The following is a 12,308-nucleotide window of genomic DNA, read 5'->3' on the forward strand; positions in this document are numbered from 1 at the left end:
TGCTGATAAGCCATTTACTCCTTATATTCAACAGTATCAATATGCACAACAGTTGATTTATTTTTGTCTAGTGGCCACTCAATTTCTTGGCCAATTGATAAGCCAATTAATGCACTTCCAACGGGAGTTAGAATTGACAAAGTGCCACTTTCCTTAACATCTCTAGGGTAAACTAATGTTAAAGAGAAAGTTTTATGTGTTGATTGCATGGTAAATGTCACGGTTGAATTCATCCGCACTACATTGATAGGCAGCTTATTTTTCGGGACAATCTTTGCTCTATCTAGTTCGTCTATCAGTAAGTCATGTGAAGGCATAAAGTCTTCTTTCTCTAACATAGCCTGTATGCCATCGTAATCTTCATTACTAACAATTATTTTTGGTTTAATCATTATATACCGCTTATTTATTAATTATTTACCCTGTAAATATTTTCATTTTAAAGCCGTATCAAAAATCAGTTTTTAACGTTTTTGAAAGTGCTGAAATTAACTTAACCGCAACAAACGCTTCATAAGAATCTACGGGATCAAAACTGCGATCGTATAGCAGCTCAAGTGTATTTAGTCGTTTAGTTATTAAGCTAATATTTGCTTGATTGTCATTGGTTACATCGTTTGTTGCATTCTCGATTAGCTCTGATGTTTCATAGAGATAATTCCAAAAATTATTTTCCATATACCCGTTCTCAGAATTGAATGAGCTGTAATAATGTCACTTATAAATTCAAGGGGCTTATGTAAGCCCAGTTAATTTGAACGCTAAAATTATTACTTTGAAATAATGTAAATATATTGAATTTCAGGTGACTAAGTAGAAGGAGCTTAGCCACCAAAATTGGGGAAGATGAATACAGATAGTACCCATTTGATAGTTAATACATTAACTAGGATAAAATAACGTGTAAACATTGGCCTTTTTTAACCTTTTTGTGCTAACTATTTTGTTGAATTTTTTAATAATGCTACGATTGTTAATACCAATATGCTGCTTAACAAGTATTAATTCAAGCTTATTTGGTTCTAAATTAAACCATTGATGAAAGCTAAAAACGCTCGCTACGATCAACACTGTAAATATTCTACAACGCAAAATTTAATCAGTTAATTTATTAAATTTTACATTACACTAACATGTTGTTGCATACTGTAATAATATGTTTATATCTAGAAAAACAAAGCTTGTTTATACTTTATATATGTTTAACTTAGAGGCAATTTATACTAAAGATTGACTATAGGTTTAGCTCGGGTAAGCTAGTGATGTTAATCTTAGATTTCAATAAATTAGATATTTATAACTGCATTAAGTGTCGTGTATTATTATTGTTCAATAAAGGGTAACCATGCGAAGCGTACTGGATACAAAAAATAAAAATAAATATAGCCGCTATCGTTTAAAACTTACGGGTTCATTGCTAGTTTTACTTGGTGCAATTGCTATCGGCTTTACCTTGTCAATCATTCAGATACAGTCAGGCATTGCTGTTTATCTAGCAGCATTAAATAATTGGTCTAATGGCGTCAGTGAATCCATTAGACAATCTAAAAATTATCTACACTCATCTGATCCTATTGAACTGCAATTTATTCGAGAAAAATATCAAATTCCGCTAGGAAACCTTCAAGCACGCCTTTTTATTGAGGCTGAAACTTTAGACTATAAGTCTGCATATCGCAGCTTTTTACAAGGAGGTAATCACCCTGACGATATCGCTCGTATGATATGGCTATTTCGATTATTTCAAAATGCACCCTATTTTAACGATGCAATAAAAGCTTGGCGCAGCTCTGACCCATGGGTGATTAAGTTAGGCGATATCATAGAAAAGCTACCTAAAGTTTCTCAAAATTCTGAATCTGAAATACAAGCATTTAAGTCAGCGTTAGATGAAATTACCAATCGCTCAGCTCAGCCACAAGCTGAATTTCAAATAAAAATGAGTTTAGCTAGCCGCGTAATAACAACAGTACTTTCGATTGCCAGTGTTATATTTTTTATTTTGTTAGGTGGTATTGCAGCCCTATTACTAAATAAATTAACCGCTACCATGCGTGTTTCTGAATATAAATTTCGAAGCACTTTTGAGAATGCTGCAATCGGCATTGCTCAATTAGATGCTAATGGCCAAATTATTGAAGCTAATCATGCTTTATGTAATATTTTAAAATACAATTATGGAGAATTATTACAGCTCAGATACAATCAGCTGATCCACCCAGATGATAGCAATATATTTCATGATGAACGTTCCTTACTCGATCAAAATTTAAGTGAACGTGTTACCTTCAAACAACGTTTACATAGTATGGATAAAAGTGTTGTTTGGGTGCAAACCACTATGTCGCGTTTCGAATGGGGTACGCCATCAGAAATACGTTACATTTGTATAATTGAAGATGTTTCTGAACAACATAGGCTCAGTAACGAATTAAGTTATCAAGCACGCCACGATGACTTAACTGGATTAATCAACCGTAGGTCATTCGACAGTTATTTAAGTGCGGCTTTGCTTAAGGCACGCACTGAAAACTTATCACATTGCCTTTGTTTTATAGATTTAGACCAATTTAAAGTTATTAACGACACACTTGGCCACTTTGCTGGTGATCAGCTTTTATTACAAGTGACTAAATTATTCAATCGCCAACTTAGAAAAAGTGACTTATTGGCTCGATTAGGTGGTGACGAATTTGGTTTAATTCTTGATTGCTGTGAGCCAGAACAAGCGATTAAAACGGCTGAAAGCCTGCGTAACAGTTTATGCGAATTACCATTTAGTTGGAATGGCCGTGCGTTTAATATTACCTGTAGCATTGGTATTACCCCCATTCTAACAACCAGTGAAGATGAAGCTGCATTATTACAAGCCGCAGATTCAGCTTGTCATATGGCAAAAGAGCAAGGCAGAAATCGCATAATAATGACCTATCAAGATGATATTGAGCTTGCAGCTAGACGCGTTCAAATGGAGTGGATTGAACGTATCCGAAGAGCAATTGAAACTGACAAGTTATATCTAGATGCACAAAAAATTGTGTCTTTATCGTCTGATAATACTAGCCACATTGAAGTATTGGTTCGTATGCTAGGAGATAATAATGAAGTAATTCCTCCTAATGCATTTATCCCTGCTGCAGAGCGTTTTAATCTCGTACATTTAATAGATCGCTGGGTTATCCATAAAGTGTGCTCACACCTGCAAAGTTACCCGTTAAAACTGAATAATATTGACGTTTGCCACATTAATATTTCCGGCAAAAGCTTTGATCACGAAGATTTTACACAATTTACCATCGAAACAATTAAGCAATACAATATTCCAGCCAATAGCCTCTGTTTTGAAATAACCGAAACGGCAGCTATCAGTAACTTAACGCAAGTATGCGAATTTATGGAACAACTCAAAGCTATGGGTAGTAGCTTTGCTTTAGATGATTTTGGTGCCGGCTTATCTTCATTTGCCTATTTAAAACAATTTCCCGTTAAATATCTCAAAATAGATGGTGCATTTGTTCGAAATATGGCGAACGATAATACCGATAAGGCAATGGTTAACGCTATCAGCAACATAGGAAAAACTTTAGGTAAAGTTATTGTTGCTGAATTTGTGGAAGACGAACAAGCCTTAACTTATTTAAAAGAAATGGGAGTGGAATTTGCTCAAGGATATTATTTACATAAACCCGAAAGGCTTGATGGTCTGGTAAATAATACCCCATAAAATTTACCTATTTCATACAGTAGCTAAGCGTTAACTAAACATTTCACTGGCACTATAAGCAACTAAAAACCCTATGGCCGCAATAGGGCCAGTTATATCATGCATATCTTCAAATGCTTCTGGGATCATGGTTTGAATTATCATTACCAAAATAGCCCCTGCCGCCACCGCGGTTGCAAATCCAATATACTCATTGCCGTATTGCCCTAAAAGCGTAAAGCCTAAATAAGCTGACAACGCCAACACTATGGTAATAACTATCCAAAGTGTAAAAACAAAACTAGCACTTTTACCTGCTTTTTTCATACCTGCCGAGCTTGATAAGCCTTCAGGAATATTTGACATAAATACGGCAAAAACCGTAACTAAAGCAACACTGCCGCCTTCCAACATACTGACACCAATAGCCGCAGATTCTGGAATACCATCTAAAAGCGCACCTAAAGCAATGGCCATACCGGCAGATGAAGCTACCCTAGCTTTATCCGTTTTTACTGTCACATTCTTTGGTACACCTTGTGATCGCTTTCTGTGAAGCCCACCACCATGAGCTACAAAATAGTTAGCAATAGAGTAGACTAAAACACCTGCAGAAAACCCACTCACCGCATATAACAGCCCCCCTTGATCTGTCGCCTTAGCCATTAACTCAAATGATAACGCTGAAATGAGAACACCGGCACCAAATGCCATAATGCTAGAAATAACTTTATGCGGTAACTTGATAAAATAACCAACTATCGCGCCAAGTATCAATGCAAGGCCTGAAACGCCACCCCAAATTGCAGCTTCTAATGCTTGATTAACCATGGTAAATCCTACTTAATATCTTGTTAACTTATAGCCCTATCGACATGATTATACTAAACATTTTTAACTAATAAACGTATATCGTTACCTGTTGGCGCTTCATGAACTCGCAATGAAAATGCAGGTAAAACCGCAATAATATGATCAAAGATATCGGATTGAATATCTTCATAAGCGTTCCAACTTGTAGTGTTAGTAAAGGCATAAATTTCAATGGGTAAACCATTAGTGGTTGGCTCTAACTGGCGAACGATTAACGTCATACTTTGATGGATTTTAGGGTGGCTCTTTAAATAAGACACCAGATATTTTCTAAATGTTCCAACATTGGTCATCCGGCGGCCATTTTGCATCACGGTCATATCAGCTTTTTTATCGGCATTTTCTTTTTCAATTTCTGAAATTGTACTGGTAATATAGTCGCTCAATAATTGTGCTTTTTTCAATTCATTTAATTGCTCTTTATTTAAAAAACAAACACTGCTCATTTCAACATGAATACTGCGCTTTATTCTTCTTCCACCAGCTTCAGACATGCCACGCCAGTTTTTAAAAGAGTCTGAAATAAGTGCATAAGTTGGAATTGTTGTAATAGTTTTATCCCAATTCCTTACTTTAACCGTGGTTAATGCAATATCAACCACATCACCGTCTGCGCCATATTTCGGCATTTCTAGCCAATCACCAACAGCAAGCATATTATTGGCAGACAACTGTATACCGGCAACTAAACCTAATATAGGATCTTTAAATACGAGTAATAAAACCGCCGACAAAGCCCCTAACCCGCTCAATAAAATAAGCGGAGACTTATCCATTAGTAATGACACGGCCAAAATTGCGGTTAACACACTCGCCACAAGTTTAACGGTTTGTAATAAACCTCTTAGTGGAAAATGTGCTCGCTTTTCTCTTTTATCAGAAATTGACTGAAGAATATCTAATAAAGTAAATAGGGATAATAAAGCAAAAAGAATAATCCATTGGTCGGTTACCACCTCAATAACATGCAGAAACCATACACCTTCAGCTATCCAGAGCTTCGCCTGTATAACAACTAAAGCACCTTGAAACGCAAATGAAAGCTGCCTAGCTAGTCGTTGAATCAATGTTGTTGTTAAGTTTTCTCCCTGCAACGTATTTTTATTAGTTATTTTATCCGTAATAAAGCGCTTAGCCACCCCTCTAATAAAATAATGTAAGGCAACGGCAAAAGCAGTTATCCAGAGAATAACTATAGTGTCATACCAAAAAAAAGCATTACCAGGGAGGTTTGCTTCAAACCAAGCTAATAAAAACTCTTTTATTTGTGCTCTTGTTTCAGTCATTATTTAATTACCTAATCCTTTATTTCACTATTTAATTTACTATTTAATTCACGAATAAACATAAACAAAAAAGTTATCATTTGATAGCTCATATTTTTCCAAGTTGAGTTTTAAAGTTATATTTAGAGTTTGAATATGAGTTTGGAATGAAACTAATCTTAAGATAATTTTGGTTCTTCAATGTAGAGTGATTGTCTTTGTTAATTTGCCCAAGGTAACGCCCTGATAACATCAAAACAACACGCACATTTCGAACAGAAATCAGCCAACTATTTTTTATTATAATATAGTGTTTGCTGTGTGTTTGATTTACTTGGCCGAATATGCGCTAAACTACCAATAGCAAAACAAATACCAACATACAACCAAACAGAGCTAGCCACAAACTGCCAAATATCAAAGCCAATAGAAACAACAAGTGACGTAATTCCAAGTAAAGCACGCAAGGTACAAAGTAATGCAATAGTCATTAAAGCTGGCTTCAGTAGAGGTACTTTACGAATTAGACCTGCACCTGAAAATGCAAACATAGTACAAGCAAACATTAGCGTGGCAATTATTATTGTACCAATAGGGGCAAGCATAGTTCCTTGTTGAGCAGATTCAATAATTTGCTGAGGTGCACGAGCAAAAATAAACCAACCAGGGCCACCTATAATACAGAGCAAATGCCAAATTGCAGAAGCTGAAGCAATAGCCCCTGCACTAACTAATAATCTAGATTTAAAACTCAATACAACTCCATTTTCACTGGCTCTAGTGTTAAGCATAATAACCTAACGATAAATAAGTAAAAAGAACGTTTCAGCTTACTCAGTTATTCTTACAAATTCACACTTAAAGCACCTTGAATTATCTATTTAACAGAGCCATATATAACCATATCTAGTTATGTATATGCATAAATATATTTATACTAATCTGTATTAGTTAAGAGGTGCTATTTTGTTATCAAACATTCCTTTTTCATTATTAGAACTTGCCCCTATGCAAAAAGGGTCTACCGTATCTGAAACCTTAAACAAAAGTACCCAATATGCACAAAAAGCAGATGAACTTGGCTTCAATCGCTTTTGGTTAGCAGAGCATCATAATATGCCCGGTATAATCTGCGCGGCCACATCTATACTAGTTGGCCATATTGCAGGAAAAACCAAACGTATACGTGTAGGCTCTGGTGGGGTCATGCTACCAAATCACTCAACCTTAGTTGTCGCTGAACAGTTTGGCACACTAGAAAGTTTATACCCAAACCGAATAGATTTAGGCCTTGGTCGAGCGCCCGGTAGCGACCAGGTTACTAGCCAAGCACTAAACAGTGATATGCGCCGTGCTGAAAGATTTCCAGAAGAAGTACAAGAGCTACAAAAGCTATTAGGTCCTTACGATGGTAAGCATCCGGTACGTGCAATTCCCGGTGAAAATACCAATGTACCTATTTGGTTATTAGGTTCTAGTTTATTTAGTGCGCAATTGGCGGCTAAAAAAGGCTTACCTTATGTATTTGCAGGACACTTTGCACCACACTTCTTACAAGAAGCGGTTGCATTATATAGAAGAGAATTTACACCATCAGCCACACTGAAAAAACCCTACTTTATGTTGGCATTACCAGTGGTTGCAGCCGATACAGATGAAGAGGCTCAATACTTATCAAGCACATCAAAGCAACGTGTTCTTGCACTTATGCGAGGTCAAGAGTTGTGGCTACAAGCCCCCGTTGAAAGTATGGAGGAGAAATGGAGCCCACAAGAAAGAGCGCAAGTAGATAACTTTTTAGCGTTAAGCGTTATTGGCAGTCCTGCGACGATAAAAACAAAATTAGAAGCTATTGTTGAAGAGCTTAAAGTTGATGAATTTATATTCACCAATGACTTATACGACAGTGAAAAACGCCACCACGTACTTGAAATTTTAATGGCAATAAAAAAATAAAACATGGTTAATTTAGCGCGGTTTTATAAACCCCGATAAATGGTAAAGATAAACTGGCTTATAAATCATTAGTGCGATCGCGAAATAGTAATAACGTTAGAGTCTTGTTTTAATAAAGCTTGTTTGTAGCTACCTACACTTGATGCTGATGAGGTTCCAAAATTTATACGAGTACAATTATAAAAAGCCGATTAACATAGCGCTAATCGGCTTACAATTATCTAGCTTATCAAACGATCAAATATACTTAACATTTACTAAGCGGCGTTTGGTAAAGAGTATTTAAATATACGTTTTAATACCCCCGTGTACTGCGTTGAAAAACTCCCCGTATTATACTGCAGGTGATATTTTTTAAAGACGGCCTGTACCTGTGGTGCAACTTCTTGGTAACGAGAAGATGGTAAGTCAGGGAATAAATGATGCTCTATTTGAAAGCTCAAATGCCCTGTCATTAAATGAAACGCTTTGCCACCTTCAATATTTGAAGATCCCAACGCCTGTCGGTAATACCATTGTCCACGAGTTTCATTTTTAATAGACGCTTCTGTGAACGTATGCACGTGTTCCGTAAAGTGACCACAAAATATGATGGTTGAAGTCCATAAATTACGTAACAAATTGGCCACTAAATTACCGACCAACACCCACAAAAATAATGGGCCAGCAATTAATGGAAAAAACACATAATCTTTAATTATTTGGCGTGTGGCTTTACTAAAAAAACGACGTTTTAATTCAGAGTGAGAAACACGTTGATCTCGCCCGTCTTTTTTCTTACCAAAGAAAACACGTTCAGCAGCGAGTTCGTGGTAAGCAATGCCCCACTGAAATAACAAACTTAAATTAATGTAAGTTATAAACTGCCAAAGGTTTTTAACCTTCCATTTAAAGTCATTTGATAAACGCAAAAGCCCATAACCAAAATCACGATCTTTACCTATTACATTGGTGTATGTGTGATGTTCAAAGTTATGCACTCGGTTCCAGCTTTTACCATCACAGGCGATATCCCATTCATAACTTTGCGAGTTAATATGTTTATCATTCATCCAATCATATTGACCATGCATAACATTATGGCCAATTTCCATATTGTCTAAAATTTTTGATGTCGCCAGTAATAAAATTCCAACAACCCAAAGTGCAGGATGAATTAATCCCGTTAATAACATTAAGCGGCCAGTCCAACTACAGTAACGCTGCCAACGAATAACACGGCGAATATAGTCAGCGTCTTTTTTACCTACTTTTGCCATAGTATTTTGCTTTATAGCATCAAGCTCTTGAGCAAATTGTTCGTAATTCATTTGTGTCATATAGACATCTCCAAGTTGCTTAATGGCTGCGAAATACACAGCTGTATAATTTGTTCACCACTGTCTGATACATCGCCTGTAAGTAAGTTTTTTACAAGCCCACTCTTTTTAGTACAGTGACATTGGTGGCACACTCCAATGCCGCAGCCTCGTGTAACTTGTGCGTTCTGGTTTTCTAATTGTATTAACAGATTTTGTTGGTTAGAAGCAGTAAATACATTGCCATTTAACGTAACGGTGACGTCAACTTCTATCGATGAATCATCATTAACAATTGGCGCTAATGAGAAATGCTCTTGATAGAAATTAGCCCCGGTATTTTTACTTAACGCTTCAATATCAGACATCAGACCTTGGGGCCCACAGCAATAAATCGCTGACTTGGCCACCAAAGCTAATGGTTGTAACTCATGTTCATTACGAGTCATAAGATCAAAGGTGAAACATGGATATTTTTTTGCGAGTAACGCTAACTGCTCGACAAATTGATGCTCATTTAATGGCGCAATATAACGTAAATATATGGGATTGTTAGTTGTAGATAAATGCTCTGACAACATTGACATCATTGGAGTTATACCGGAACCACCCGCAACCATAACCGTTGGAGTATCTAACGATTTATTTGAATATTGAAATACAAACTCACCTTTTGCTGCGGAAATATTTACCCAACTATTAATGGTAAGTTCTTTGTCTAATTGTGGTGTAAATCGGCCAAATTTATGAGTCTTAATAACTAAAGTAATCGTTTTATCTTTAGCATATTGCCGCGCACTAGAGGCAATTGTAAAAATTCGAGTCAATAAACGGCCATTCAATTCAACAGTCAATTCAATATGCTGGCCCGCTTTATGAGCCTTCCATTGATGTTGAGGCTGCAATGTAATATGAACAAAATCACCAATAGCTTTAGTAACATTAAGCACTTGAGCACGATATAAACCCTGACGCCATGCAGGTTTTACTCGCTGTATTACTGGTTCAAAATAACCAGAAAAAGCACTATGGTGTGAAAACCATACACTGAGTTTGTTTAAAGTTGTAGATAACATAATCTGAGAGTACACTTGTACGCTGAAGTTTGAGCGCACAAGTGTACGCTTAAATTTTTAAAAATCAAATATTATTAAGAAAAATCTAATGAGCTGACGATAAATATACAAAAAAATTGGTATATTTAATCGCATTTAAAGCGTGTTTTTTTCATCGTAAACCTTAAAAATACGTTTATAGAGACAGAGCGCTTATGGCGAATAGCTTAATTCTTCACTTTTACGAAAACAGCTTACTGACATGGCTTAAATTTTGTCGTTGTTTTACATAAATATGTGCGCAAAAGTCACTCAAAGCGTATTTTCGATAGTCAGCGCGAAGAAACTATGTTCTAAATTTTATAGCGATAATTAGCCCATGCTCCACCAAACTGATTGGTTGCTTTCTTGGGGGGTCATTAAACACCTGAGATAAAAGGTGGAGGGTTATTTGCCTTTATTACAGAGACTAAACATGTTCAATTTAGGATCGGTGTCCTTTTAATTAACTTTTAATGAATTATTCGGTATTCATTTTGACCGAGGCGTATTATGAACAACAAAAAAGTAAAGGCTCGCCGCTATTAAAATATGCGGTGGAAAACAAGTTTTAATGCTTGCGGTCCACCTCAGGGCGTGTTGTTATGTTTCAATTACTATAAATAATATTGCAATCAAAGCTATAACAAATAAAGCCGACTTTTTCTTATTTTTAGACTCATCTAATATTTTTTCTGATTCATCAATCTTTTCTTCTAAGCAACCATTTTGAGAAAGTTGCTTAACAATAATATCGAGGTTTTTCTTAAATCGTTTTTTCATTAACAATGGTTCAAATGGAAAACCCCAGTTGCCCACACTAATACGTAATTGGTTACCAATAACTTCAAGTATCACTTCCATTTCTATAGCTTCAGAAGAGTAATTGAATTCAAAAGCGAGCGCTGCACCGCGTTTATACGACCATTTGTTGCTATTAATTTCTTTTTCAGTGAAGCAATTATTCACGAAAGACGCTTTAAGTTTTACCAGGTCATTTGGAACAGGTATCGTTTCCGAAACATAACAATGAACAATTTCTTTAATATGCACCAATACCTCACTTGAAACATAACAGCTTATTATGAGGAAAAAATCCCTTGTTTAAACAAGGAAAAAATCCTTCTTTCATATTTTACGATAATCAAAACATACCTGATTTATTCACTATCTACAATAAGTTACTAATAAAACATCTCGTTATGCTAAAGACATAAACGAGAATATTTCCTTTTTATTGGATGAAAGCAGGAAATCGCACCCAACTATACAAAAACACAGTTAAATTTAGTACATAACCAGGAAGTAAAAGTGACACTCATTATAGGAAGTAAAAGTGACACTCATTATAAATATGACCTAACTACATCACATCTAAATTTAAAGAAATCAACTATTGATATATTTAAATGGCACATTTTTAACAAGCAGAGACAAAATTACGAGGAATTAAAGTGACACTCATTCTAAATAAACCCTAATCACATACCAGCGATATTATAATATCTTGCTCTTTGCCATGACCAAATGACAGTTTTTAACAAAGAATAGAAACGAAACTACCACTTTAGACCCAATCTCTACTAATACATCAATTTTCTGGCAAGTCTCATCCTCAAGTAATGACTTGTTGACTTTATGGTGTTTAAAATAGGAATTAAAGTGACACTCATTCTAAATAGGAATTAAAGAAAATTAAAGTGACACTCATTCTAAATAAAAAATATAACTTTTAACGCTTTAAGAAATTTAAAAGTGACACTCATTATAAATATGACCTAACTACATCACATCTAAATTTAAAGAAATCAACTGTTGATATATTTAAACGGCACATTTTTAACAAGTAGATACAAAATTACAGATTGATCCCCCAACCTGCATCAAAATATCAATTTTATGGCAAGTTTAAGCCTCAAGTACTGACTTGTTAACTTTATGGCGTTTAAAATCGGTAAATCGTGAGTTTAGGCAAAGAGTTTTTTGCAGTGGCTTAAGTTTTGTCGTCGTTTGAGCTGTTGATGTTCGCAGTAATCACTGAGTACATCTTCGCGCCCTATTGCACCATGAAACTGTGTTTTAAATTCAGTGGTGATGATTAGCCAGTTTTCAGCTGAGA

10 protein-coding genes are annotated in these 12,308 nt (G+C 35.7%); 2 read left to right on the top strand and 8 right to left on the bottom strand.

The window, feature by feature from the left end:
• Window positions 1-14 precede the first annotated feature (14 nt).
• The gene (gene rnk, locus B6A32_RS10845; RefSeq protein WP_085303826.1) at window positions 15-392 is read right to left on the bottom strand and encodes a nucleoside diphosphate kinase regulator; all 378 of its coding nucleotides are present in this window, start codon (window positions 390-392) and stop codon (window positions 15-17) included.
• Window positions 393-450: 58 nt separating this feature from the next.
• Window positions 451-678, bottom strand: coding sequence for a hypothetical protein (locus B6A32_RS10850; protein ID WP_085303828.1), 228 nt, complete (start codon window positions 676-678; stop codon window positions 451-453).
• Window positions 679-1,345: 667 nt separating this feature from the next.
• On the opposite strand from B6A32_RS10850, the gene B6A32_RS10860 reads away from it, so the two are divergent.
• Window positions 1,346-3,724 carry a putative bifunctional diguanylate cyclase/phosphodiesterase gene (locus B6A32_RS10860; protein ID WP_085303832.1) on the top strand — a complete coding sequence of 793 codons (2,379 nt, stop codon included), beginning with the start codon at window positions 1,346-1,348 and terminating at the stop codon, window positions 3,722-3,724.
• 30 nt (window positions 3,725-3,754) lie between these two features.
• Here the strand turns inward: B6A32_RS10860 and B6A32_RS10865 are convergent, their stop codons facing one another.
• The 3 genes from B6A32_RS10865 to B6A32_RS10875 form a co-directional block, all read right to left on the bottom strand.
• Window positions 3,755-4,534 (bottom strand): ZIP family metal transporter, encoded by a 780-nt coding sequence (locus B6A32_RS10865; protein ID WP_085303834.1) that lies wholly within the window; start codon window positions 4,532-4,534, stop codon window positions 3,755-3,757.
• A 53-nt stretch (window positions 4,535-4,587) separates the two neighbouring features.
• Window positions 4,588-5,862 (bottom strand): mechanosensitive ion channel family protein, encoded by a 1,275-nt coding sequence (locus B6A32_RS10870; RefSeq protein WP_085303836.1) that lies wholly within the window; start codon window positions 5,860-5,862, stop codon window positions 4,588-4,590.
• Window positions 5,863-6,131: 269 nt separating this feature from the next.
• A complete protein-coding gene (locus B6A32_RS10875; protein WP_085303838.1) occupies window positions 6,132-6,632 on the bottom strand; it encodes a hypothetical protein in 501 nt (166 codons plus the stop codon).
• A gap of 175 nt (window positions 6,633-6,807) precedes the next feature.
• Between B6A32_RS10875 and B6A32_RS10880 the strand changes: the two genes are divergently transcribed.
• Window positions 6,808-7,797 (top strand): LLM class flavin-dependent oxidoreductase, encoded by a 990-nt coding sequence (locus tag B6A32_RS10880; protein WP_085303840.1) that lies wholly within the window; start codon window positions 6,808-6,810, stop codon window positions 7,795-7,797.
• A 257-nt stretch (window positions 7,798-8,054) separates the two neighbouring features.
• Here B6A32_RS10880 and B6A32_RS10885 read toward each other — a convergent pair whose 3' ends face one another.
• The 3 genes from B6A32_RS10885 to B6A32_RS10895 form a co-directional block, all read right to left on the bottom strand.
• Window positions 8,055-9,116, bottom strand: a complete 1,062-nt coding sequence (locus B6A32_RS10885) for a fatty acid desaturase family protein (protein ID WP_085303842.1) — start codon at window positions 9,114-9,116, stop codon at window positions 8,055-8,057.
• Complete coding sequence (locus B6A32_RS10890; RefSeq protein WP_085303844.1) at window positions 9,113-10,171, bottom strand: flavin reductase family protein; 1,059 nt, start codon at window positions 10,169-10,171, stop codon at window positions 9,113-9,115. The genes B6A32_RS10885 and B6A32_RS10890 overlap by 4 nt, the downstream gene beginning before the upstream one ends.
• A gap of 621 nt (window positions 10,172-10,792) precedes the next feature.
• Complete coding sequence (locus tag B6A32_RS10895; RefSeq protein ID WP_143327900.1) at window positions 10,793-11,158, bottom strand: hypothetical protein; 366 nt, start codon at window positions 11,156-11,158, stop codon at window positions 10,793-10,795.
• Window positions 11,159-12,308: the final 1,150 nt, after the last annotated feature.

The sequence above is a fragment of the Colwellia polaris genome (assembly GCF_002104515.1).
In the GTDB taxonomy this organism is placed as follows: Bacteria; Pseudomonadota; Gammaproteobacteria; order Enterobacterales; family Alteromonadaceae; genus Cognaticolwellia; species Cognaticolwellia polaris.